Below are 23,158 nucleotides of genomic sequence, written 5' to 3'. Positions count from 1 at the left end.
GCCGGAAGGACGAATATGAAAAAAACGTTTATTATTGCCGCCGCAGCCTTTATTTGTGCCGGCATTTTTTTGCAGGAAGCGAAAGCTCAAGAAGCCGTATACAACGAAGATACGGTTGCCGACAATGTCGCGCGGATCGACATATTGATGAAAGATCTCGATGCGAATAAGGCGGACATTCAAAAGCTGGCGCTCGAAATTCCCTATCACGAACGCGCCGCGCTCTATAAAAAGGGCAAAACCGACGCGCTTCCGTCCGTCGCTTTAAATGCGTTTTCTTTTTTTATCGGCATTCCGCCGAATTTGGGTATCGGCTCTTTTGTACAGCACGATACGGCAGGCGGTCTTATCAACCTCGGCACGGGGCTTGCGGGAATCGGCTGTATCACTTCGGGCTTAATTCTTTTTAAGACAAATCCCGATACCGCGGCGGCTCTGTTCGTATCGGGCGGTGCTCTTTGTCTCGGCTCTTGGATATTCGGCATCGTCAGGCCGATTGTTTTTGCTTCTTCGCACAATAAAAAGCTGGAAGACGCCCTCCTTTTGAAAACAAAGGTGACGCTGGTGCCCGCAGTCGGCGCCGATCGTTTGGGGCTTGGAGTCGCAATCCGCTACTAAAGAACCGGGCAACCGTATAAAACTCGATTTAAAACGACCGATTCAAACGGCCGATTCATACTTGATTCTCTGTGCCGTAACGGTTATTATAGCGGCATTACTCGGCAAAACAGTGTCTGTAGCCGACGGGCAGGGGAGAATGTGGCATGGAAATGAAGTGGATTGTTCTGGCGCTCGCGGCGCTTATGTATGTTTTTGTCGTTATATTTCCGTCAAAAAAACATTGGATTTCGCTTGGTGCCGGCGCGCTGGTTATCGTTATCGGTGCGGTTCCCGCCGCCCACGCGCTTTTAACGCTTATAAATTGGAATATTTTAGGCATCTATATCGGCTCGCTCATTATTGCCGAGCTTTTTTTGTATTCGCGCGTTCCGAACCGCCTTGCCGATACGATCATCGATTCGATGCCGAATACGGGAAGCGCCATTACCGCCGTTTTGGTTATGACCGGTATTATTTCGGCCTTTGTCGAAAACGTTGCGACCGTGCTGGTTATGGCGCCCATTGCGCTTTCGGTGTGTAAAAAACTGCGCATTACGCCGGTGTATTTTATGACCGGCCTTGCCGTTATGGCGAACCTGCAGGGGACGGCAACCTTGGTCGGCGATCCTCCTTCGATGATATTCGCGTCTTATGCCGGTTACGGATTTAACGACTTTTTTGTGTATCAGGGGCGCATGTCGATTTTCTTTGTCGTGCAGGCGGGCATGATTGCCGGCGCTTTGTATTTTTATCTGTATTTTGCGAAAGCCGGAAAGCAAAAAATCAAAGTTGAGCGTGCGCCCGTTCTTTCTCTGTTCCCGACCGTTTTGCTGCTTGTTATGATAGCCGCCTTGGCTTTTTGTTCGTTTTTTCATATTGAATATTCGGGGCTCATCGTGCTTTTGCTCGGTGTCGGCGGTTTATTGTGGTTTTATCTTGTGCGCAAAGAGGGTTTTCGCAAAACGGCCGTGCTTGTAAAAGAACTCGATTGGGAAACCATCGGATTTTTAATCGGAATCTTCGTCGTCATCGGCACCATTTCCGAAACGGGCTTGCTCGAAGACTTCGCGCTTTTTTTACGCGGCGTCATCGGCGATAATAAAATCGCGGGTTTTTTTGTTATCATTTTCGTATCGGTTTTGATTTCGGGCTTTGTCGACAACGTGCCTTATATTATCGTTATGCTGCCGGTTGCCGCGACTCTTGCGCAGGATATGGGCTTAAAAAGCGAATTGTATATGTTTGCCTTGTTGGTCGGTTCCTGCATGGGCGGCAACTTGACGCCCTTCGGCGCTTCGGCAAACATAGCCGCGATGGGAATTTTAAAAAAGCACGATTGCCCTCTGTCGTTTGCCGGCTGGTGCAAAATCGGCGTTCCGTTTACGCTTATTACCACCGCTTCGGCCGCCCTTGTGCTCTGGCTGTTGTGGAGCTGATTCCGCAAATCGAGTGTTGACAAGCGGCAATGGTTGTATTACATTTGTAATACGGAGGTGTGCCTATGACTACCGTACGATTACCGCTTGAATATGAACAAAGACTGAATGTATTGTCCGCTCTAAAGGAAAAAAACAAAAGCGAGTTGATAAAAGAAGCGCTTGATATTTTTTTCCATACGGAAGATTCGGGAATGAGTTCATATGAATCGGGAAAAATGTATTTCGGACAATACGGCAGCGGCCGCGGTGATTTGTCGGTTTCATATAAGAAAAAAATAAAGGAAAAGCTGCATGGTAAATACGGTTCTCATTGATGCCGGGCCGCTTATCGCTTTATTTGATAGGGATGATAAATATCATCGCGCTATTGTAGAATTCATCAAAAATACCGATTATCGTTTTATATCCACTACGGCAGTATTGACGGAAGCAATGTATATGCTTGATTTCAATATGGAAGTTCAAATTAATTTTTTAAGCTGGGTCATGAAAGAAGGCGTTATCATTCATGAAATCAAGCAGACTGATATAAAGCGAATAATAGAGCTGACAAAAAAATATTGTGATAGACCGATGGACTTTGCGGATGCAACATTAGTTGTAGCGGCAGAAGAAAGAGGAATACGCCGCATAATCAGTATAGATGCCGACTTTGATGTATACAGACTGCATAATAAAGCTAAAGTCGAAAATATATTTGTATATAAGTGAGGGTAGTGAATTGCCGCCCTTGTGCTCTGGCTGTTGTGGAGCTGATTCCGCTTACACCATGTTTTCAGCCCGTACCAGTTTGTCAAACTCGGCGGCGGTTAAAAAGCCCGAATCCGTACACGCCTGTTTGAGGCTGATGTTTTCGCGATGGGCTTTTTGTGCGGCCTTTGCCGCTTTTTCGTAGCCGATGTGCGGGTTGAGTGCGGTAACGAGCATGAGGGAATTGTCGACATTGCGCTTCATGCGTTCCCTGTTCGCCCGAATGCCCGATGCGCAGTGTTCCGTAAACGATAGAATCGCTTCCGATAAAAGCCGCACCGACTGCAAAAAGTTGTACGCAATAAGGGGCATAAATACGTTCAATTCAAAATTGCCCTGGCTTGCCGCGATTGAAAGTGCGGCGTCGTTTCCCATAATGTGAACGGCAACCATGGTTACCGCCTCGGCTTGCGTCGGGTTCACCTTTCCCGGCATAATCGAAGAGCCGGGTTCGTTTTCGGGAATGAAGATTTCCCCCAAGCCGCAGCGGGGGCCCGACGCCAAATGGCGCACGTCGTTTGCGATTTTCATCATGTCGCAGGCGAGGGCCTTTACGGCGCCGTGCGCGAACACCGCTTCATCCTTGCTTGTAAGCGCATGGAAGTTGTTTCGCGCCGGTTTAAAAGTGCTGCCCGCAATTTCGCCGGCTTGATGCGCCGCTTCTTTTGCAAAGCCTTTGGGCGCGTTCAATCCCGTGCCGACCGCCGTCGCGCCGAGTGCAAGGGAACGCAGCGGCTTTAAAGACAGATTCAGCAATGCAATATCCTGTTCGAGCGATGAACGCCAGCCGCTTATTTCCTGCGAAAAACGGATGGGAACGGCGTCCTGTAAGTGCGTGCGTCCTATTTTGATAATATGCCGGTTTTCTTTTTCGAGTTTGCGGAAGGTTTGAACCAAAGCGCGTGCGGCGGGAATCAGTTTATGTTCGATCGAAAGAACAAAGGCGATGTGCATCGCCGTCGGGAACGTGTCGTTCGACGATTGGCTCATGTTCACATCGTCGTTCGGGTGGAGGAGTTTTTTCCCGGCAAGAGCGTTCGCACGGTTTGCGATAACTTCGTTCACGTTCATGTTCGTTTGGGTGCCGCTTCCCGTCTGCCACACGACAAGCGGAAATTCGGCGGCCAACTTTCCGCTGCAAATTTCATCGCATACGCTTTCTATACCGCGCAGTTTTTCGGCATTCATTTTGTGCGGAAGGAGCCGTGCGTTTGCGCGCGCGGCCGCCTTTTTCAGCACGCCGAAGGCATGGATTATTTCGGCAGGCATCGTTTCGATTCCCGCTCCGATTTTAAAATTTTGCCTGCTGCGTTCGGTTTGTGCGCCCCAATACGCATCTTTCGGGACTAAAACTTCTCCCATTGAATCGTGTTCGCTTCGGTACTGCATATGTTCTTTGCTCTACGGCTGTTTGTAAAAAGCTTATAATTAAAGCAAGGGCGAGAGGTCGAAAGTTGCAATTGTATAATATTGCATTATTTTATTATCATACATAGTTTCTATATAGTCCAGACTGCTGCCTCCGCCGGGCAATCTTCGATTCGACAGTATAACTCTTTTTTCTGTCCAACCGTAGATTTTTATATTGCCGCTTTCTATCCGCATATGATCCGACTTTTCGATTCTATATTTTCCCGATCTCGTAATAAAATTATAGCGGAACACCGCCAGTGTGAGCACTCCGTCGGAACTCGGTATGCGGATATCGTCGCGGTAAGTCCCCGTTAAAAGATCGCAGCCCGCATACATAAAAAGGGCGGCAACGATAATCACCGTTAAAATTGTGAGTTTCTTTTTCATAGTGTTCTCCTTATAAATACATATTTTACCGAATACTTCCGTAATGTCAAGTTGATAAGCACGGAGATTTTGACTCAAAAAATTCCCCTTTTAAGCGGGCAGGGGTTCAGGATGCGAAAAGTGTTCAAAAAATATATGTTTATGAGAAGCTCGTGTGAAAAGCGACCGTGAATGGCTTATGAGCGAAGCGAATTGCCTGAACGGTTGCTTTTCACACGCTTTTACCGGAAATAAATCATTTTTTTGCCGATTTGCGTTTATACGGAATTCCTGCAGGCAACTTGACTTTTTGTCGGTTTGAGTATATGCTTGTTTTAAATAAGGATATGCTTATATGAAAAACGTAACCGCACGCGAGCGGCAGATTTTGCAGTGGATACGGGAAAATCCTCTTATTTCGCAGGAAGAGCTTGCAAAAAAGGCGGGCATCACCCGTTCGGGCGCTTCGGTTCACATTTCCAATTTAATAAAAAAGGGCTTGATTTTGGGCAAGGGCTATGTTGTAAGCCGCTTGCAGCCGGTTACCGTAGTCGGTGCCGTCAATGTGGATATAAAAGCGACGCCGTCGGTTTCGCTGCGCCAATCGGATTCCAATCCCGGCAAAATAAGCGTATGTGCCGGCGGGGTGGGCTTTAACATTGCGTGCAATTTGGCCCTGCTCGGAGTTCCCGTGCATTTTATCAGCGTGTTCGGCGGCGGCACCTACGCTCCCATGTTAAAGCAAAAATGTCTTGAATGCGGAATCGATATATCCGCTTCGCTTACGGTGGAAAGTGAAGTCAGCTCATCCTATGTATGCATAAACGATAATTTCGGCGATATGTTTATGGCGGTAAACGATATGGACATCTATGCGCATTTGTCGCGCTCGTTTATCGAAACAAAACTGCCGCTCATCGACAAATCGGCATTGTGCATTGTAGACACGAATATTCCTGCCGAAACGATTGAATTTTTGGCGAACCGCAGCCGCGTTCCGGTTATTGCCGAACCGGTTTCGGCGCACAAGGCCGTAAAGCTGTTGCCGGTACTGCATAAACTGTTTGCCGTTACGCCGAATAAACTTGAAGCGCGGGTTTTGTGCGACGGTGCGCCGTTTTTGCCGCCGGAATCGTTTTCATCAAAAAAAGACCTTATATCGGAAGCGAAAGAATACGCTTCTTTTTTGCTCAACAAAGGTGTGCAGCGCGTGTATATTTCGTTGGGAGCTGAGGGCTTGTTTTGCGCCGACAAGGCGGAGCATCTTACAATCCCTTCGTTTATGAGCGAGGGAAAGTTCATAAAAAATACGACCGGAGCGGGCGACAGTCAGACTGCGGCTATCGCGTGGTCGATATTAAAAAATATGAGTTTGCGCGAAAGCGTGAAAGCGGGAATTGCCGCCGCTTCTCTTTGTTTGGAAACCGAAGAAGCGGTAAACGAAAATATATCGGAAGGAGTGCTTTATGAACGAATACGTGAAATACCTTGACGTAGCGCCGGAAGTGAAAAAGGCCGTCGAAAACGGTCAGCCGGTTGTCGCTTTGGAATCGACGATTATTTCTCACGGAATGCCGTATCCGCAAAATGTCGAAACGGCTTTTGAAGTCGAAAAAATCGTCAGAGAAAACGGTGCGGTTCCCGCGACCGTTGCCGTTATCGGCGGGCGTTTGAAGGCGGGAATCAGCCGCGACGAAATCGATTATTTGGGAAAACAGGGTTTTGCCGTTACCAAAGCAAGCCGCCGCGATTTGTGTGTTTTAGCGGCGCAGCACAAAGACGGAGCGGCAACGGTTGCATCCACGATGATTATCGCCGCGATGGCCGGCATCCGCGTTTTTGCAACCGGCGGCATAGGCGGCGTTCACCGCGGGGCGGAAACAACGATGGATATTTCCGCCGACCTTGAAGAACTTGCGAAGACAAATGTGCTGGTCGTATGTGCCGGCGCCAAATCCATTTTGGATTTGGGACTGACGCTCGAATATTTGGAAACGCGCGGCGTGCCCGTTGTCGGCTATCAAACCGAAGAATTACCGGCCTTTTATACGCGCTCGAGCGGTTTTAAAACCGACTGCCGCATGGACAGCCCCAAAGAGATTGCCGAAGCGTTTAACGCAAAACTTGGAATGGGCTTGCAGGGCGGTATGGTTGCGGCAAACCCGATCCCCGAACAATACGCAATGGACAGCGCATATATTTCTTCTTCGATTGAAGCGGCGCTCGAAAAGATGAAAAAACTCGGCATTAAAGGCAAAAAGACGACGCCCTTTTTGTTGGACGAAATTCAAAAAATTACCGGCGGCGCAAGCTTGAGCGCAAACATTCAGCTTGTATACAACAACGCGCGTTTGGGCGCTCAAATCGCCTGCGAGCTGAGCAAACTGCAAGGCCGATAAGCAAGCGGTGTTATATCAGGGCAGCCACGGGTAATCGTCTTTGATTTGCCGAATACCCTCCGAGGCGAGGCGCTGCACAAAAAGTTCGGCGTCAAAATCGACGTCTTCGCTTCGGCTGTCTATCCGCGTTATTTGCCAGTATTTTTTGCCGTATTCCAGCATAAGGCGGTCGGTATACGCGGCGACGCGGTAATTATGCTGCCCCTCTTCGGCCAAGATGTAAAAGCGGGCGCTAATCTGCGCCGTATCGCCTCTATGCGCGTTTTGCGCATAGGCTGCCGGATCTTCCGATTCAACGGTTAGATGAGTTAAGCCGAATACCCAATAATCGAGCGGATTGTCCGAGGCAACCCATTGTTCGGGCGTTAAAAAAGACGGCGTGTTTTCGTAGGCTTGGCGCATTTTACCCGTAACGAAGAGGGTTGCCGCCATATTCGAATAGTTTTTCAGCGCTTTGCGGCTTCCGCAGCTGTCCATGGTAAGCGTGTCGAGGTTGTGCAAAGCCGAATAAAACGTGCGCACGACTTCCATCGCCGTCATGTTTTCGGTTGTGAGCCGGTTGTTCGATTTAACTATGCCGACCGCCGATACGGCGGCAATCAAAACCGCCGCGGCGGCGACGGCCAGCTTTACGCCGTGCCTGCGCATAAAGCGGCGGCGCTTTACGGTTTTGTGCCGTTGTGCAATAAAGGCCGTGCGTTTTTCGTCCAATTCTTTTTTTGCGGTTGCCGCCGCATCCGTTTTACCGTATGCACTTGCCGCCGTCAAAAGGTCGGTAAAGTCGGGCGGCAAAAAGGCCGGCGCCTTTGCGGACGCTGCTGCCGCTCCGGCGCTTTGCGAAGGGCGCGCACTTTGCAAGCCGCCTTTTGTGTACTGTGTTTTACAGGATAACGCGCCGTCGATAGTCCGGAGCAGCGCTTTTGTTTTGTCGTTTTCGGCGGCAATAAGATAGGCAAGCGGAATAAAATTGTTGTCGAGGTAATCTTCGCCGCGCTTTTCTTCATCTTCCTGCTCGAATGGCCGCTTGCCGCTCATTACCGCATAGGCGCAGGCCGCGACGGTAAAGCGCACGCTCGCGCCCCTATCCGAAATCGGCGCGATCCACGAGCCGTATAAAAATGCGCGCTCATTTCCGCTTCGGGAAAGCATACTGCGCTCAAAAAGGGTCGGCGGCAAAAACAGCACCGAACCGTTTTCCGATACAATGATGCCGGCAGGCCCGCAGTTTACAAAATTTTTATTCTGCTTTAAAAGATATTCCGCCGCACTTGACGCGGCATAAATCGCTTGCAGAGCTTTTTTTTGCGCAACGGCGGTATCGGCGCCGGCGTTGTCGGCGGCAGCGGTTCCGGCATGTGCGGGCAATGCGTTTTGTATGAGCGAAAGCAGACAATCGCCTGCAAAAGAGGGAGCGCATAAAATCACGGTTCCGTTTTTTCCGAGCCGCGTTCCGGTAAAGCGGAAGTCTTCGATGCGGAAACGTGCTTTGTCGTTCGAAGCGTTCGGTGCGTTCGGCTCCGGCGTGCACGCAAAGCCCGTTTCGCTCATGTATTGTCCCGATCGCGAGCGCGCAAAATCCTGTTCATTTAAGCCGCTGTCGATTTCTATGGAATCGCGGCCGATATGTACAACGTCATCGGTATTCATCGTGTTACTTTAATTCCTCATTCATCGTCAGCGCGCATTGGGCGTGTATAAATATTTAAAATAATCCATATTGGTGCTGAATGCGGCATCAAAGTTCGGTACGGTATTTTTATACGATTCCATGCTTTTCCAAAACGTATAAAAGCCCGGATCCTTCGAATAGGCTTGCGCGTAAATCTGCGCGGCTTGAGCGTCCGCCTCTCCCATGATTTCTTCCGATCTGCGGTACGCTTCGGATTCTATCGTATTTTTGTCCTTTTCCAAGCGTCCCAGCCAATCGGCTTTTTTGCCTTCGCCCCACGAGCGGTAGGCTTGGGCAACCTGCTTGCGGTCGGTAATCATTCTGTTGTACACGCTTTCGGTCATTTCGTCCGAATATTTTATTTGACGCGGAACTATGTCGATCAATTCAATGCCGTATTCGCCGGCCAATTTGCGCGCTTCGTTTGCCATTTCTATGCTCAGCTGGCGCCGTCCCTTTGTAACCTGTTCCACGAGCGTGTTTGCGTTTACGAGCGAATCGATTGCAAGCTGGGACGACAGGTCGGCCGCATTGTCCGCGGCTTCCGTTTCGGCCCTTATTTTGTCGTTGATTTGATTCGACGTGCGCACAACTTCGCTGAGCGGATTTTGCGTAATAATCGTCCGTGTTGCCGAATCGATAACGTCGCTCAGGCGCTTGTACGCGGCGTTCAGCGTTTTAAAAGACTGGTAAAACAGTTTAGGATCCGTAATGCGCCAGCGTGTCGTCGTGTCCACGATAATGAATTGATTTTCCTTTGTGGGAATGCGCTGGGCGTCCCCGTCCAAAGATAAAATCAGTTTTGGGTACACGGTAACCGTATCGATAAGCGGAAGTTTTACGTATAAGCCCGCTTGTGTCCGCGTTCCCACTATTTCGCCGAAGCGCGTGATGACGGCTTGCGAGCCTTCCTGTATAACGTACAGGGGGCCGAGCATTAAAAAGGCGATGAGAATTGCCGCTGCGGCTGCAAGGCCGATGTACAGATTTTTGGTTTTCATTGTTCGCCTCCTTTTTTCCCGTCAAGATTTTTTATGGGCAGCACGTTCGTAAGTTTTCCGTCTATGAGAAGCGGATTTTGTTTTGCGTTGAATACGTGTTCCATCGTTTCCAAATACAAACGCTCTTTGGTTATTTGAGGCGATTTGCGGTATTCGGCGTACACGGCGTTAAAGCGGGCCACATCGCCGCGTGCCTGATTCACGCGCTTTACCGCATAACCTTCGGCGCTTTGTATTTGCTGTTCGGCCTTTCCCTGTGCAAGCGGAATTTCTTTTTTATACGCTTCCTTCCCTTCGTTGATGTAGCGTTCGGCGTCCTGGCTCGCGCGGTTTACGTCTTCAAAGGCATCTTGGACGCCCACGGGCGGCACGATGTTTTGCAATCGAACGGTAATCACCTTTATGCCCAAACCGAATTGATTGAAGTTTTCGTTCATCAGTTCGGTTGCCGCTTCTTCGATGGAAGAACGTGCCGAACCCATAACGTCCAAAATGGCGCGGTCTCCGACCAGCGTATTTATAACCGACTGCGAAATGTCGCGGATCGTCTGCACGCGCTCCTGTACGTTAAAAAGCCATGCGGCGGGATCTATGATCCGGTATTGAATAATCCATTCAACGTCTACGATATTCAAATCGCCGGTGAGCATGGTCGATTCTTTTGTTATACCGTTTTGGTAGCGGTTCGATTGACCCGACGATACGGTCGTAAAGCCGAACTGTTCGGTTTGAACGACCCGTACCGGCACGTTGTAATTTTTGTCTATGCCGAAGGGAATTTTAAAACGCAGTCCCGGTTCCTGCGTTGTATAATATTTACCGAAACGGGTAACGACGGCTTGTTCGGTTCCGTCGACAATATAAAAACCCGTTGCCGCAATAATCAGCAGCAACACGATGCATGCGGCCGTCAACACGTTGGCGGGCGTCAGGCTGATTTTTTTTCGGTTTTTCGATTCCATCGCTATATTCTTCCTTCATATATAAGCAAATCTTTGCTGTCGATTGTAACCGTGAGCCCCGTTTCCAAAGTGCCGGCGGCTTTTCCCGCTTCGTTTATCCAAACGATGTTCGTGTTAATCAATTTCATCGTGTCGGAAGGAATTTCGTTCGTGCCTTCGCAGATGACGCCGTCAACGAGGCGGAGGATCGGAATCCAGTTTTCGTTGAGGGTAGGGCACACGAGAATTTCGCCCGTTTTGCGCCGAATTGCCGAAACGGCTTCTTCGGGCGAAGATGCCTTTGCGATTCTTCCGGAAACGCGGGCCGACTCGGAACTTGAACCGCCCGAACGTCCGCTTGCCAGAACGTTGCCGACAAGCAGCACGCGGATCGTGTTTACGGGAATGGGACTTACAATCGGAATGCCCGCGCAGATGATGATCCGGTCGCTTTGGCGCACAAAACCGTTGTCGAGCGCAATTTTGACGGCGTTTTGCACCATGTCTTCGCTGTCGTCAACCGCTTTCGAAAGAAGCGGAAAGACGCCCCAGTTGAGGAGCATTTGCCGCTGTACTTGCGTGTCGGGCGTAACGGCGAGAATCGCCTGTTCGGGGCGGAAGGTGCTTATCATGCGCGCGGTATTCCCGCTCATCGTCGGAACGACAATCGCGAGCGCTTTGATTTTATCCGCCGTTTCGTACGCCATTTGCGCCATAATTTTGCCGATAGTTACATCGGCGTCGCTTTGCGGCAGTGCGGCTTTTATGCGCTTGCAGTACTGTTCGCTGTCTTCGACCGTTTCCGCAATGCGCGCCATCGTTTCGACCGCCTCGGCGGGGTAGGCGCCGTTTGCCGTTTCCCCCGAAAGCATAACCGCATCCGTGCCGTCAAAGATGGCGTTCGCAACGTCGGTCAGTTCGGCTCTCGTCGGACGAGGATTGACGATCATCGAGTCGAGCATTTGCGTCGCGGTGATGACCGGCTTTCCCGCCCTGCGGCACTCTTCGATGATGCGCTTTTGCGCAAGCGGAATGCGCTCGATCGGAAGCTGCACACCCATATCGCCGCGCGCAACCATAACGCCGTCTGCCGCCTGCGCGATTTCGGCGATATTGTCGAGTCCTTCTTCGTTTTCGATTTTGGCAATAATTTTCATATTCGAGCCGAGCGATTCGATATAGCGCCGTATTTCGTGCACTTCGCTCGCAAAGCTCGTAAAGCTTGCGGCGATAAAGTCGCAGTTCATCTGTACGGAAAACGCGATGTCGGCCTTATCCTGTTCGCTCATAATCGGAAGCCCCGCGTGCAATCCGATGAGATTGACGTTTTTTTTGCTTCCGATAGTCGCCGTATTCGCCGCCGTGCACAAAACCTTTGTTCCGTCGGAGGATTCGACGTCCAGTTCGAGCAGGCCGTCGGCAACGAGGATTTTGTGCCCCGGTTTTATACGGTTCGGCAAGTCGCGCCACGAAAGCGAAATATGCGCCGCATCCTTTCCGTTTGCCGCCGTAACGGGACTGTCGTCGGCGGTAACGACGACGCGCTCGCCCGTGTGTATCGTAATCGTTTTATTGTCCGGCACGATACCCGTTCTGATTTCCGGGCCTTTGGAATCCATCATAAGCGCGACGGGCTTGCCGATTTCGCGTGACAGGCGCCGGATGCGCTCCATCATCTCTTTTTGGCTTTCGTGCGTACCGTGCGAAAAGTTAAAGCGCGCGATATCCATACCCGCGCGTATCATCTTTGAGGCAATAGCATCGTTGTTGCTTGCGGGCCCTATTGAACAGACAATCTTTGTTTTTCGTAACGACATGCTGTAAGTATAGCACAAAATGCGCTTTGTGTAGAGGGGAAAGAAGTCAGACAAAATATTTAACTTAAATACTTTCGACTTCTTGCTTGGAAAGACCGGTCATCTTCTGAATAAAGGAAACCTTACAGTTTTCCGCTTTCATCAACTTTGCCGTTTCGAGTTTACTTTGATAGGCACCCTTTTCAAATCCGATTTTTTCGCCTATAAGGGAACCCTGTCTAAGTAAATCATCTTTATGAATATTTAATGACATATACAAGCTCCTAAAGCGTTCGTTTTGTCTGGTTGTTTCAACAAGTTCGTCAATGGTCTGCGCAGGGCTTACGCATGAGAAAACAAAATCCTTAATCTGTAGTTGTCATCGTACATACAGGAACGTTTACCAAAGCACAGCTGTTCTTTTGGTTTAAGCTGCATTTTGATTCTGTTGTAGATTATCCTTCTTATGATCGCGATATTTTGCGCAGTGTTTCTGTCGAGAATAGGACATTCATCCTCTCTGAAAATCACATCAAGACACCAGTGCAGATTGTTCTCAACTGCCCAGTGATTTCTGACCGCCTGCGCAAAATCCATCACATCTTCAACAGAGCAAATAAAATATCTTGACTCGACAGTCTCTTTGCCTTTTTTGATTACATGGCTGTCGCATTTGCCGAATGCCCTCAAGCCCTGCCATTCTTTTAATTCGCAGAACCATTTGATGTCAGTGTCAAGGTAATAAATCCTCTTTTCAATCCGACCGTGTCCCTTGTCGTTAGTTTCGTAAACCTGGCACGAGTTCCTCTGAGCGCCTTTGAACAGTTCCTTAATTTCTTCAAACATCGTAGGATGGTTTTTCTTTACGGCCAGTACATAGCCGCATTCTTTGTCTATGATTTTTTTGCAGATTTCCTTCTGACACATCATCGCATCGGTGGTTATGAGCGCATCCTTGATTTTGAGCATATCCAGAAGTTCAGGACAGCAGGAGATTTCGTTTTCCTTGTCAGTCTTACATTCTTTCTGGCCGATTACGATGCCATTCTTATGGCTATAGGCGTGCAGAAGATGCAGAGGAAAGATATTTTTCTCCTCATTCCCGCTGCCCCTCAGGGTTTTTCCATCAATGCTGATGTACTCGCCTTCTTTCAGCTCAAGTTTTTCTTCAATCCACTTGATAAAAAGCTTCTGGAAAACCTTCGGGTCAATCATTCCAAGCGTTCTTCTGATTGTGTCGTACGAGGGAAACCCGTGCGGTAACTTCAGTCTGACTTTTTCTCTTAGCCACTGTTCTTTTATCTTGGAGAATGCATAAATCCCGTGTATCGTGTTCTCACCGGCACTTATGCCGCTCATTACTATTGTCAGTATCTCATCAATATTGTGTAAAACCTTCCAGTCCTGTCGGCTGTCCGGTATCTGTTCAAAAAATCCTTCCACCATGATAAAATTCTATCATATTTTGCAAGTTTTAAACAGTCTTTTTTCATGCTGAAGCCCTGATATCGCACAGCCCCTCCCTTACAGACAGCATGTCCATACAGTATACTGTATGGTTGCCGTATCCTAAGGGAGTGTACAGCTTGACAGTGTTATATTTTGAAACCTAGTATGATAATACTGCATAATTACAAAAAATAATTATTTACCGTGCTTAAATGAATCATACCAGCAATATTTTAATTCATCGTTTTCAATATAATAAATTCCAATCTTTGTAGCACCATAAAAAAAACCTATAAAAGCAAAACAAGAATTATCATAGCTGCTTTTATAATTTTTAAGCTTTTGTTTCACTTCTTCTACAGTGACAGTTTCAACCTTATCATGCGTGCTATTCGGCTCAGAACAGGTTATAAAGCTTGATGAATATGTCAGAAATTTAAGTTTCGAATTAACATTCCAATTTTTTTCAATATTATCAAATGTATCAATGACACATGCATTATAAGCCCTGATTAAATCTGTTTTATTTTTATAATACGACATTTTGTGATCCGATGTAAAAGGTCCTTTAAAAGAAATTGAGTACAATACCTCTGGCTCGAATTTTTCCCATCCTTCTTTTTTAGGCTCAAACTTACATGAACTGAAAATCGTCATTAAAATTAATGCCGACAATAATAAAACTCTTTTCATAAAATCCTCCTGTATTCAATCTAATTTATCTGCGCTGTACTGTCAATACAAAATTTTCATATGGATGGATAGAACACGGCGGTCTTTGAATTTATGAGGATGATTTTGTAATTGCGCGCAGTTGGAAAACCGGAAAATTAATCAGAGGTCATTTAACAAAGAGGAATTAAGGGACATTCCGATAATAAATCGAATCGTCAACTTTGATTTTCCGATTTTCATCCGTATCTTGTTATTTTCTCTTTACAATGTTATAATCAACGTGTTGAAAATATATAAAAGTACCGATTCTTTTCCGGGATTTTAAACTTGGAGTCGATATGCTTAAAACAAAACAGATTTCCGTGAAAATCGGATTATTTATCGGCGCATGCGTTTCTTTTGCGGTTGTCGCTTTCTTTTTAACGTGGAACAGCGGTATCCTCTTTTCGTTTGTCGCGGCCTCTCTTATTGTGTGCATATTTTTTATCGCTCGCAACGCCGCAGACATTTTTTTTTCCGAACGCATTGAACGAAAGGGCTTGTACGACGGCGAAACGGGATTGCTTTCGCGGTTTATCGAACGCCTCCGTTTTTCGTATACGCTCGACGATTTTATACAAGCCGTGCGAGACGTTTGCGAAGATCGGGGCGGCATTTCCGTTTTATACGTCGATAAGGACGAAAACAGAATTTTGTACAACAGTCCGTCGCATATTGCGTCCGCCGGAGAGACGATCGAAAAACTTGCTTTAAATTTCGGGGCGGATTGGGAGGAAGGCTGTTACTTCTTTGACGGAGAATTGGGGCTTGTTTCGGATCCCGCAGCTTCCCGCGGCTTTTTCATTGCCGCCGACCGCCGCCATGCGTACTTTTTTTGCCGATACACGCGTCTGTTCGATCCGATTATTTTTCCCAAGTTGGTTGACGAATTCAAGCGTTTTCAGCTGTGCGAAAAAACCATCGCAAAGATGTCTGAAATCAGTTCCCTGTCCAAAGAATGGGCGCTTTTAGCCGATACACAAAAAACTTTTTTGCCGCAGACAATGCCGAAAATAAAACGGCTCGATATCGCTTCTTTTTACCGGCCGCTGGTAAACGTGTCCGGCGACTATTATACGGTGCTTCCCGTTACGAACGAAAAAACGCTGGTTATGCTCGGCGACGTATCCGGTAAGGGCTTGTCGGCCGCCCTCATCATGGGGTTGGTTATGAATACCGTTAAAACCATTAAAAACAAAGAGAACTTGAGCCTGCTCGTATCGTCGGTCGATAAAGCCATAAAAAGTATGAGCCTCGAAGATAAGTATACGGTTTTGTTCGTCGCGATTATCGATACGCGTCAGATGACACTGGAATACGTAAACGCATCGATGGCCGATCCCGTTTTAATTTCGCGTTCGCCCGACGGAGGCAGGCTGCGCGCTTTAAAGTCGAACGCAAGCCTCGTCGGTATTATCGATATGGAAGAAATAAAACCGAACGTGCAAAAACTGTATACCGGCGACATGCTGTTTATCGCTTCCGACGGCGTTTCCGAAGCGATGAACGAAACGGGCGTCGAGCTGGGAAATACGGAACAATACGAGCGGCTCTTAAAAAAGAGCTTTGTAAAGTCGGCGCGCGCATTTATAACCGATGTGTCCGATTTGGTGTTTGCATTCAGCGGCGAGGGGCGCATACGCGACGATATAACAATGCTTGCGATTAAAGTGGGAGAAGCCGTATGATTTTTTTTATATTGAACCTTTTGTGCGCGATTGCGGTTTTTTCGCTTTCGTTTTTAATGGATCTTTCTCTTACCGACAGCAGAACACGGTCTTTTGTCAACATGCTTTTGCTGCAGGCTCTATCTTCTCTGGTCGGGGCATTGTGCGTTTTGTTTTTGCTTTTGAATCAGCAGGGGCTCACCGCCGCTTTCAGCCGCTTTTTTCTTTGGCTGCCTTCCGTAGAGTCCGCGCTGATTTTTGTATGGTGCTGTCGTTTTCCCGATTTTAAGCGTGATGCGTTGTGGCGCATCGTTATATTGGCGGCAACGGTGCTTTCTTTTTATGTCGTATTCTTTTTGTTCGATTCTTTTTCGTTTAATGCCGACCGCAATATCGTCGTTGTCAGTAAGTCGATTTGGTTTTTGCCGATAACGTGGTTTTCGTTCTATAAGGCGGTGGTTATCTACGTGCTTCCCTTCGCATCGATTCTCGTGCTGCTTTTTAAGTACGAACTGTTTGCACGCCGCATATTGCGCCAGCAAGCGCTCCTTTTTGCCGCTTCGCTGCTTGCAGGACAGCTGTTCTTTCTTCTCATTTATAGAGCGAATACGATCCCGGGGCACGGTTTGTTTATCATGTTGCTGCCGTTTGCCTATGCGCTCGTGCTCTTTTTGTTTTACCGCATACAGCGGAACTCCGTGCTGCTTAACGCTTCCGCCGCTTTTCGTGACGCCGGAATGTTTACGTTAATGTATATTCTTCCGTCCGTGGGAACGGGTTTTGCTTTTACGCTGCTTTTGCCGTTTATAAAAAACAATCGCCCCGCTTTTTTTCTGTTCGCGATAGCTTCCGCGGCGGTGCTGTTTTTTATCGCGTACAGTATACGTATTTTGCTGTTTCAGTCGGAACGATACGGCGTTTCGTCCTATGCCGATCGAATGGAAGCGGAATTCGCGGCTTTGGACTTCGGCGATATCGACATGCAGATCGACATGCGCTTTGCTCATATTCTGCAAAAGAATTTGAATGCGACCAGTGTTGCCATCTTAACCGAAAACGACGAACACAAGCTTATAACGCGTTATTCGTCAAACGGCAATAAAATCGAACTGGATGTAAACAATTCCGTTTTTTCGTCTTTGCTGAACATTCAGCGGCGCGTCGTATTCAAAACGCACTGCGACACCGTCCACGCGATTTCTCCCTTTGCGGCCAAGCTGTACGACATATTCGAACAAACCGGCAGCGAAGTTATGATTTTGCTGAATGAAGGCGCGTACCTGTTCGGCATGGTGCTGCTCGGCCCCAAAAAACTGGAGCAGCCGTACACCGATTACGATTACGAAACCTTCAACGCCCTCTATTCGCGCTTTTTTTTAACCGGTTATTATCTGAAAAACATCGCGAACGAAGAGCTTATAAACCTTGTCGGCCGCGAAATTCGCTTTTCGTCGCAGGTTATTGAATCGCTGCATAAAAAAACGGACGTTCCTTCGCTGGGCGGCTGCGACGCCGATTCTTTTTCGCTGAGCGCCCGTTCTTTGGGAAGCGGATTTACCGATTTTATAAAACTCGACGCGCACCGGTATATCGGCGTTATCGGCGATTTGAGCGGCAAGGGACTTAACGCCAGTATGCTTATGGCGATCTTAAAAACCATGATTCCCGTGTTTTTGGCCGAAACAAAGGATTTTAAAGCGCTGATACAAAAGGTAAATTCGTTTATCAGAGAAAATCTGCCGCGCGGCACGTATTTTGCCGGCATGTTTTGCCTTATCGACATGCAGTCGAAAATTGTGTATTACGCGAACTGCGCACTTGCCGCACTGTTTATGTACAATAAAACATACAACAATATGATCGAAATTCAGGGAGAAGGAAGGGTTTTAGGCTTTGCCGAAGAGATTTCTTCACTCATAAAGGTTAAAAAAGTGCAGCTGTCTTCCGGCGACCTTCTGGTCGGCGTTACGAACGGCCTTCTCGAAACAAAATCGCTGCGCGGCGATTCGTTCGGCAAGGTCCGTGTTCAGCGCGTGGTGCTGGATAATATCAAACAGCCTGCCGAAAAACTCTGCGGTCTTTTGCGCACGGCTGTGCGTGAATTCGCCGATAAAGAAATGGAAGAAGACGCAAGCGCTCTTATTATAAAGATTGCATAATAAATTGAGGATGATGTATGGAACAACTGATTATTCAGGAAAAAAACGCGCCGAACTATATTTTGCTCGAATTGACCGGCCCCGTGAACTCGTATACCTTTGCCGAATTCGAAAAGCGGGCGTATGAAATTATTAAAGAAACGCACTTGGTGTTGGATATGTCGAAGGTGAGCGCGATCGATTCGTGCGGCTTAAGCGTGCTGTTCGGCTGTTTTAACGACGGAAAGCCCAAAAGTCATACCGTTTTTTTGCTTAAACCGTCGGCCGCCGTTACGGACGCGTTGGCTGCAACCGGCTTTGACGATACGTTCAGGCGCATTCATTCGGTAACGGAGATTGCATGATGAAAGTTTTCGGTTCTTATTCCCCTATTTTTTCCCGTTATGCGGGATTTTCCGGTACGCTTTTAAGCGCGTGTGCACTGTTGCTGTGTTTTTCCGCCTGTTCGCCGCGCAAAAGCGGCGCCGCCGCTTTTGCGCAAACGCCCGCGCAAACGCCCGCGCAAAGTTCCCCGCAAAGTTCCGACGAACAAAAACTTACAAAGATTTTAACGGCAGGCAATCTTCCGTTTTCCGATGCGAAAGGGGAAGCCTCAACGCTTGCCGAGCGTATTCTTGCGAACCGTTCGCTGTTTTTAGCCGATTTACGCGCCGTGCTTGACGCCGATACAGACAATCTGTTGATCCGCGTGGATAAAACGGTGCTGCTCGACGAAAACTTTGTGCCGCCGTCTCTTGTGCCGCTTACCGCCGAAAGTGCCCGCGCGGGCGCCTACGTTATAAACCGTAACGACCTTTCTTTGCGTTCGGACGTTGAAAAAGCGCTTTCGCACATGGCGCATGCCGCCCGCGATCAGGGAATAACGCTTGTGGTCAGTTCAACTTACCGCTCTTACGCTTATCAAAAAAGGCTGTACGAACGGAACGTTGCGCAAATGGGAAAAGAAGCCGCCGACCGCGAATCGGCTCGGCCCGGTGCGAGCCAGCACCAATTGGGAACGGTTATCGATTTCGGTTCGATTACCGACGAGTACGCAAAAACGAACGCGGGAAAATGGCTTACCGCCAATGCGGGAAAATACGGCTGGTCGCTTTCGTTTCCCGACGGCTACGAGTTTATTACCGGCTACCGCTGGGAGTGCTGGCACTACCGCTATCTGGGGCCGCTTGCCGTGCGCTTTCAGCAAAAGTGGTTTAACGACGTGCAGCAGTACATGATCGAATTTATCCACGCGTGGAACGCGGCCGAAAACTCATAGCAAAAAGAAACGGCGGCTAAGGCGGAACCGGACGATAGCGGCTTAGGGGCGTACGACAATGTTTACAAGCTTGTTCGGTACGACGATAACCTTTGCGGGCGTTTTGCCTTCAAGATAGCGCTTGGCGCCTTCGGTTGCCAAAGCCGTCTTTTCAAGATTTTCTTTGCTTTCGTTCACGTCCGCTTCGAATTTATCGCGGATCTTGCCGTTTACCTGCACAACGACGGTGCATGTATCGTCTTTACACAGTTCTTCGTTCCATTTCGGCCAGATCGCGCGCGAAACGCTTTCCTTTCCGCCTGCTTTTTGCCACAATTCTTCGCCCAAGTGCGGCGCATACGCGGACAGCATAACGACAAAGTCTTTCCACGCCGCTTCCGGCAGTTCGTTCAACTTCGAAAGTTCATTGACGAATATCATCATTTGGCTTATTGCCGTGTTGAAGTTGAGCGATGCGGTGTCGGCGCTTACCTTTTTGATTGTTTTGTGCAGGAGCTTGGTTAAGTCGGCACCCGCTTCGTTTTTCGACAGCGGTTTTTCGCCGAGCGCCCACACTTTTTCCAAAAAGCGGTGAATGCCGATAAGGCCCTGCGTACTCCACGGTTTTGAAACTTCCAGCGGGCCCATGAACATTTCGTACATGCGCACCGAATCGGCCCCGTATTCTTTTATAACCTCATCGGGATTTATGACGTTTTTAAGCGACTTCGACATTTTTGCAATGACGCGTTCGAGTATTTCGCCCGTTGCGATTTCTTCAAATACGCCGCTTTTGCCCGGAACCTCGCGCACTTCGTCGGTCGGGACGAGGGTTTTGTTTTTCCGCTGAAACGCGTAGGACGTTATCATTCCCTGATTGATAAGGCGCCGGAAGGGTTCGGTTGTGTTTACCAAGCCCAAATCGTACAGCACTTTGTGCCAAAAGCGCGCATACAGCAAGTGCAAAACCGCGTGTTCGGCGCCGCCCACATATAAGTCTACGGGCATCCAGTATTCTATTTTGTCCTTTGCGGCAAACTCTTTTGTATTGTGCGGATCCAAATAGCGAAGATAGTACCAGCATGAACCGGCCCACTGCGGCATCGTATTCGTTTCGCGCTTTGCGTTTCCGCCGCAGCGGGGGCACGTGCAGTTCACCCATTCGCTTACGTGGGCGAGGGGACTTTCACCGGTGCCGGTCGGCTGATACGACTGTACTTCCGGCTGCACGAGCGGAAGGTCTTTTTCGTCCAAGGGTACGCAGCCGCATTCGGGGCAGTGCACGAGCGGAATCGGTTCGCCCCAATAGCGCTGGCGGCTGAAGATCCAGTCGCGCAGTTTGTAATTCACCGCTTTTTTGCCCAATCCTTTTTGCGTAAGCCGTTCGGTTATGGTTTCTTTACTTTTTTGCGTCGGAAGTCCGGTGAGCATGCCGCTGTTTATACTGTAGCCGTCGGCGGCGGTGCAACGATCGGGTGTCGAAAAAATCTCGGGAAAGCGCTTTTTTAAATCCTCGTACGAGGCGCTCTCTCCCGCTTCGGCTTTTTGACCGGCTTCGCGCAGTATAGCGGCGCCCCGCGCTTCGTCGCCGTCTCCGATACGGGCGACTTCTTCGGTTGACGCGACCGTTTTGATAATCGGCAAATGGAACGCTTTTGCAAAATCCCAGTCGCGTTCATCGTGGGCGGGAACTGCCATAACCGCGCCGGTTCCGTAGGAAATCAAAACGTAATCCGACACCCATACCGGGATTTTTTCGCCGTTTACGGGGTTTATAACGTAAGAGCCGGTAAAAACGCCGGTTTTGGTTTTTGCCAAATCGGTGCGTTCCAAGTCGCTTTTTTTTGCCGCTTGGTCAACGTAGGTTTCGACGGCTTTTTTTTGCGCGCTTGAAGTGAGTTTTTCCACCAGTTTATGCTCCGGCGCGATAACCATGTACGTCGCGCCGAAAAGGGTGTCGGCCCGCGTGGTGTAGACGGTAATCGTATCGTTTTCGCTGCCGTCGATTTTAAAGTCGACTTCGGCGCCTTCGCTTTTTCCTATCCAGTTTCTTTGCATAGCCTTGACGGATTCCGGCCAATCCAAACCGTCCAAATCCTGCAAAAGGCGTTCGGCGTATGCGGTGATTTTAAGAATCCACTGGCGTATCGTTTTGCGCGTAACGGGCGTTCCGCAGCGCTCGCATTTGCCGTCTTTTACTTCTTCGTTTGCAAGCCCCGTTAAACAGCTCGGGCACCAATTGATCGGCGCTTCGGCTTCGTATGCGAGTCCTTTTTTATACAGCTGCAAAAAAATCCACTGCGTCCACTTGTAATAGTCGGGACTGCAGGTTGAAACGCAGCGCTCCCAATCGTACGAAAAACCGAAGGCTTTGATTTGCCGCGTAAAATGCTCGATATTGGCATTGGTTGTAATGCTCGGATGCGTGCCGGTTTTTATCGCGTAGTTTTCGGCGGGAAGACCGAAAGCATCGAAGCCCATCGGGTGGAGCACGTTGCAGCCGTTCATGCGCAAATAACGGCAGTAAATGTCGGTAGCCGTATAGCCTTCCGGGTGCCCGACGTGCAGCCCTTGAGCGGAAGGGTAGGGAAACATGTCCAGCACGTAGGCGCGTTTGTCTTCGGGAACGGCCGGGTCTTCGGTTACGCGGAAAGTTTTATTTTCTTCCCAATAGCGCTGCCATTTGGGTTCAATCGTTTCAAAGGGATATTTTGCCATACAAACCTCGAAGAATGCAATTTACCGAAATTATAACGCAATACGCAAATGTGGGCAAGCGCACGGCGCTACACAAGCGTACTGCATTAAAACACTCCGTAAACATTCCGCAATACTTGACAAAAAAGCGTAAAATATGCAAAATAATACAAGTATATCCGTCGAAATGCAAAAGGAGTTTCCGGTGGAAGATGATATTCTTACTATTGAAGAAGTAGCAAGGTATTTGCGTGTTTCGGAGCGCACCGTGTACGATTGGGCGCAAAAAGGTGAGATTCCGTCGGGAAAAATCGGTACCGTATGGCGCTTTAAAAAGACGGAAATCGAAAAATGGGTAAACGAGCGCCTTTCTTCCGGGAACAGAGGCGTTCCGCCCGGAAACCGGATACAGGTAAAGAATATTTTGTCGCCGGACAGAATCGTATTTCTTAATCATTCCACAAAACACGACGCCCTGCTTGAATTGGCAAAGAATTTGAGTACGGCGCCCCAAATAAAGCACGGCGACGAACTTGCCGACGAAATTCTCAAGCGCGAAGAACTGATGTCCACCGCTATCGGGCGCGGCATAGCGATTCCGCACGTGCGTTTGACTTCGGTAACCGATCTTGTAATGTCCGTCGGCATAAGCAAGGTGGATATTATCGATTTTCAAACGATCGACGACACGCCCGTGCGCCTTTTGTTTATGATCGCCGCCGCCTACAACCAGCATGCATACTACCTGCAAGCGCTTTCGTTTTTCAGTTCAAAACTGAAAAAAAACGATTTGCGCACCGGGCTCTTGGCCGTAAAATCCGCCGCGGAAGCCTACGAACTGCTTATAAAAGAAGACTGACG

21 protein-coding genes are annotated in these 23,158 nt (G+C 48.7%); 11 read left to right on the top strand and 10 right to left on the bottom strand.

Features of this window, described 5'->3' with window-relative positions; all coding sequences use genetic code 11:
* The first annotated feature begins 15 nt into the window (after positions 1–15).
* The 4 genes from HMPREF9194_RS07600 to HMPREF9194_RS07585 all read left to right on the top strand — a co-directional run bounded on the left by HMPREF9194_RS07600 (position 16) and on the right by HMPREF9194_RS07585 (position 2,750).
* On the top strand, positions 16–618 hold the full coding sequence (locus tag HMPREF9194_RS07600; protein ID WP_016525787.1) for a P13 family porin: 603 nt from the start codon (positions 16–18) through the stop codon (positions 616–618).
* Between the two features lie 146 nt (positions 619–764).
* Complete coding sequence (locus tag HMPREF9194_RS07595) at positions 765–2,036, top strand: ArsB/NhaD family transporter (RefSeq protein WP_016525786.1); 1,272 nt, start codon at positions 765–767, stop codon at positions 2,034–2,036.
* Positions 2,037–2,101: 65 nt separating this feature from the next.
* Positions 2,102–2,353, top strand: coding sequence for a ribbon-helix-helix domain-containing protein (locus HMPREF9194_RS07590; RefSeq protein WP_016525785.1), 252 nt, complete (start codon positions 2,102–2,104; stop codon positions 2,351–2,353).
* Entirely contained in the window at positions 2,331–2,750 is a 420-nt protein-coding gene (locus tag HMPREF9194_RS07585; protein WP_016525784.1) for a type II toxin-antitoxin system VapC family toxin, read from the top strand. The genes HMPREF9194_RS07590 and HMPREF9194_RS07585 overlap by 23 nt, the downstream gene beginning before the upstream one ends.
* A 51-nt stretch (positions 2,751–2,801) precedes the next feature.
* Here the strand turns inward: HMPREF9194_RS07585 and fumC are convergent, their stop codons facing one another.
* Positions 2,802–4,178 carry a class II fumarate hydratase gene (fumC, locus tag HMPREF9194_RS07580; RefSeq protein WP_016525783.1) on the bottom strand — a complete coding sequence of 459 codons (1,377 nt, stop codon included), beginning with the start codon at positions 4,176–4,178 and terminating at the stop codon, positions 2,802–2,804.
* A 39-nt stretch (positions 4,179–4,217) separates the two neighbouring features.
* On the bottom strand, positions 4,218–4,589 hold the full coding sequence (locus HMPREF9194_RS07575; protein WP_016525782.1) for a hypothetical protein: 372 nt from the start codon (positions 4,587–4,589) through the stop codon (positions 4,218–4,220).
* Positions 4,590–4,923: 334 nt separating this feature from the next.
* Between HMPREF9194_RS07575 and HMPREF9194_RS07570 the strand changes: the two genes are divergently transcribed.
* Both HMPREF9194_RS07570 and HMPREF9194_RS07565 read left to right on the top strand, forming a co-directional pair.
* Positions 4,924–6,060, top strand: a complete 1,137-nt coding sequence (locus tag HMPREF9194_RS07570; protein WP_016525781.1) for a carbohydrate kinase — start codon at positions 4,924–4,926, stop codon at positions 6,058–6,060.
* On the top strand, positions 6,035–6,967 hold the full coding sequence (locus HMPREF9194_RS07565; RefSeq protein ID WP_016525780.1) for a pseudouridine-5'-phosphate glycosidase: 933 nt from the start codon (positions 6,035–6,037) through the stop codon (positions 6,965–6,967). The genes HMPREF9194_RS07570 and HMPREF9194_RS07565 overlap by 26 nt, the downstream gene beginning before the upstream one ends.
* A 15-nt stretch (positions 6,968–6,982) precedes the next feature.
* On the opposite strand, the gene HMPREF9194_RS07560 is transcribed toward HMPREF9194_RS07565, so the two are convergent.
* The 7 genes from HMPREF9194_RS07560 to HMPREF9194_RS07530 all read right to left on the bottom strand — a co-directional run bounded on the left by HMPREF9194_RS07560 (position 6,983) and on the right by HMPREF9194_RS07530 (position 14,516).
* Positions 6,983–8,614: a hypothetical protein gene (locus tag HMPREF9194_RS07560; RefSeq protein ID WP_016525779.1), complete on the bottom strand. Its 1,632-nt coding sequence runs from the start codon at positions 8,612–8,614 to the stop codon at positions 6,983–6,985.
* A 27-nt stretch (positions 8,615–8,641) separates the two neighbouring features.
* Positions 8,642–9,637 carry a protease modulator HflC gene (gene hflC / locus HMPREF9194_RS07555; protein ID WP_016525778.1) on the bottom strand — a complete coding sequence of 332 codons (996 nt, stop codon included), beginning with the start codon at positions 9,635–9,637 and terminating at the stop codon, positions 8,642–8,644.
* Positions 9,634–10,599 (bottom strand): FtsH protease activity modulator HflK, encoded by a 966-nt coding sequence (gene hflK, locus HMPREF9194_RS07550; RefSeq protein ID WP_016525777.1) that lies wholly within the window; start codon positions 10,597–10,599, stop codon positions 9,634–9,636. The genes hflC and hflK overlap by 4 nt, the downstream gene beginning before the upstream one ends.
* Before the next feature lie 2 nt (positions 10,600–10,601).
* Complete coding sequence (gene pyk, locus HMPREF9194_RS07545) at positions 10,602–12,395, bottom strand: pyruvate kinase (protein WP_016525776.1); 1,794 nt, start codon at positions 12,393–12,395, stop codon at positions 10,602–10,604.
* A gap of 64 nt (positions 12,396–12,459) precedes the next feature.
* Positions 12,460–12,648, bottom strand: coding sequence for a hypothetical protein (locus tag HMPREF9194_RS07540; protein ID WP_016525775.1), 189 nt, complete (start codon positions 12,646–12,648; stop codon positions 12,460–12,462).
* Between the two features lie 68 nt (positions 12,649–12,716).
* Entirely contained in the window at positions 12,717–13,820 is a 1,104-nt protein-coding gene (locus HMPREF9194_RS07535; protein WP_016525774.1) for an ISAs1 family transposase, read from the bottom strand.
* Between the two features lie 198 nt (positions 13,821–14,018).
* Positions 14,019–14,516, bottom strand: coding sequence for a hypothetical protein (locus HMPREF9194_RS07530; protein ID WP_016525773.1), 498 nt, complete (start codon positions 14,514–14,516; stop codon positions 14,019–14,021).
* 320 nt (positions 14,517–14,836) lie between these two features.
* On the opposite strand from HMPREF9194_RS07530, the gene HMPREF9194_RS07520 reads away from it, so the two are divergent.
* The 4 genes from HMPREF9194_RS07520 to HMPREF9194_RS07505 are packed head-to-tail and all read left to right on the top strand — an operon-like array spanning position 14,837 to position 19,621.
* On the top strand, positions 14,837–16,225 hold the full coding sequence (locus HMPREF9194_RS07520) for a PP2C family protein-serine/threonine phosphatase (protein WP_016525772.1): 1,389 nt from the start codon (positions 14,837–14,839) through the stop codon (positions 16,223–16,225).
* Complete coding sequence (locus HMPREF9194_RS11920; RefSeq protein WP_016525771.1) at positions 16,222–18,363, top strand: SpoIIE family protein phosphatase; 2,142 nt, start codon at positions 16,222–16,224, stop codon at positions 18,361–18,363. Before HMPREF9194_RS07520 ends, HMPREF9194_RS11920 begins: the two co-directional genes overlap by 4 nt.
* Positions 18,364–18,380: 17 nt before the next feature.
* Entirely contained in the window at positions 18,381–18,707 is a 327-nt protein-coding gene (locus HMPREF9194_RS07510) for an STAS domain-containing protein (RefSeq protein WP_016525770.1), read from the top strand.
* A complete protein-coding gene (locus HMPREF9194_RS07505) occupies positions 18,704–19,621 on the top strand; it encodes a M15 family metallopeptidase (protein ID WP_016525769.1) in 918 nt (305 codons plus the stop codon). The genes HMPREF9194_RS07510 and HMPREF9194_RS07505 overlap by 4 nt, the downstream gene beginning before the upstream one ends.
* Positions 19,622–19,663: 42 nt before the next feature.
* Here HMPREF9194_RS07505 and leuS read toward each other — a convergent pair whose 3' ends face one another.
* A complete protein-coding gene (leuS, locus tag HMPREF9194_RS07500) occupies positions 19,664–22,318 on the bottom strand; it encodes a leucine--tRNA ligase (RefSeq protein ID WP_016525768.1) in 2,655 nt (884 codons plus the stop codon).
* A gap of 184 nt (positions 22,319–22,502) precedes the next feature.
* On the opposite strand from leuS, the gene HMPREF9194_RS07495 reads away from it, so the two are divergent.
* On the top strand, positions 22,503–23,156 hold the full coding sequence (locus HMPREF9194_RS07495; protein ID WP_016525767.1) for a PTS sugar transporter subunit IIA: 654 nt from the start codon (positions 22,503–22,505) through the stop codon (positions 23,154–23,156).
* The last annotated feature ends 2 nt before the right edge of the window (positions 23,157–23,158 follow it).

Source organism: Treponema maltophilum ATCC 51939 (genome assembly GCF_000413055.1).
Classification (GTDB): Bacteria; Spirochaetota; Spirochaetia; order Treponematales; family Treponemataceae; genus Treponema_C; species Treponema_C maltophilum.
The sequence above is the reverse complement of the archived record's forward strand: the minus strand, read 5'-3'. Positions and strand labels throughout refer to the sequence as shown.

What these genes read in the sequence shown, in the direction of transcription:
- HMPREF9194_RS07600 (WP_016525787.1), top strand. Translation starts at nt 16, where the DNA reads ATGAAAAAAACGTTTATTATTGCCGCCGCAGCCTTTATTTGTGCCGGC.
- HMPREF9194_RS07595 (WP_016525786.1), top strand. Translation starts at nt 765, where the DNA reads ATGGAAATGAAGTGGATTGTTCTGGCGCTCGCGGCGCTTATGTATGTT.
- HMPREF9194_RS07590 (WP_016525785.1), top strand. Translation starts at nt 2,102, where the DNA reads ATGACTACCGTACGATTACCGCTTGAATATGAACAAAGACTGAATGTA.
- HMPREF9194_RS07585 (WP_016525784.1), top strand. Translation starts at nt 2,331, where the DNA reads ATGGTAAATACGGTTCTCATTGATGCCGGGCCGCTTATCGCTTTATTT.
- fumC (WP_016525783.1), bottom strand. Translation starts at nt 4,178, where the DNA reads ATGCAGTACCGAAGCGAACACGATTCAATGGGAGAAGTTTTAGTCCCG.
- HMPREF9194_RS07575 (WP_016525782.1), bottom strand. Translation starts at nt 4,589, where the DNA reads ATGAAAAAGAAACTCACAATTTTAACGGTGATTATCGTTGCCGCCCTT.
- HMPREF9194_RS07570 (WP_016525781.1), top strand. Translation starts at nt 4,924, where the DNA reads ATGAAAAACGTAACCGCACGCGAGCGGCAGATTTTGCAGTGGATACGG.
- HMPREF9194_RS07565 (WP_016525780.1), top strand. Translation starts at nt 6,035, where the DNA reads ATGAACGAATACGTGAAATACCTTGACGTAGCGCCGGAAGTGAAAAAG.
- HMPREF9194_RS07560 (WP_016525779.1), bottom strand. Translation starts at nt 8,614, where the DNA reads ATGAATACCGATGACGTTGTACATATCGGCCGCGATTCCATAGAAATC.
- hflC (WP_016525778.1), bottom strand. Translation starts at nt 9,637, where the DNA reads ATGAAAACCAAAAATCTGTACATCGGCCTTGCAGCCGCAGCGGCAATT.
- hflK (WP_016525777.1), bottom strand. Translation starts at nt 10,599, where the DNA reads ATGGAATCGAAAAACCGAAAAAAAATCAGCCTGACGCCCGCCAACGTG.
- pyk (WP_016525776.1), bottom strand. Translation starts at nt 12,395, where the DNA reads ATGTCGTTACGAAAAACAAAGATTGTCTGTTCAATAGGGCCCGCAAGC.
- HMPREF9194_RS07540 (WP_016525775.1), bottom strand. Translation starts at nt 12,648, where the DNA reads ATGTCATTAAATATTCATAAAGATGATTTACTTAGACAGGGTTCCCTT.
- HMPREF9194_RS07535 (WP_016525774.1), bottom strand. Translation starts at nt 13,820, where the DNA reads ATGGTGGAAGGATTTTTTGAACAGATACCGGACAGCCGACAGGACTGG.
- HMPREF9194_RS07530 (WP_016525773.1), bottom strand. Translation starts at nt 14,516, where the DNA reads ATGAAAAGAGTTTTATTATTGTCGGCATTAATTTTAATGACGATTTTC.
- HMPREF9194_RS07520 (WP_016525772.1), top strand. Translation starts at nt 14,837, where the DNA reads ATGCTTAAAACAAAACAGATTTCCGTGAAAATCGGATTATTTATCGGC.
- HMPREF9194_RS11920 (WP_016525771.1), top strand. Translation starts at nt 16,222, where the DNA reads ATGATTTTTTTTATATTGAACCTTTTGTGCGCGATTGCGGTTTTTTCG.
- HMPREF9194_RS07510 (WP_016525770.1), top strand. Translation starts at nt 18,381, where the DNA reads ATGGAACAACTGATTATTCAGGAAAAAAACGCGCCGAACTATATTTTG.
- HMPREF9194_RS07505 (WP_016525769.1), top strand. Translation starts at nt 18,704, where the DNA reads ATGATGAAAGTTTTCGGTTCTTATTCCCCTATTTTTTCCCGTTATGCG.
- leuS (WP_016525768.1), bottom strand. Translation starts at nt 22,318, where the DNA reads ATGGCAAAATATCCCTTTGAAACGATTGAACCCAAATGGCAGCGCTAT.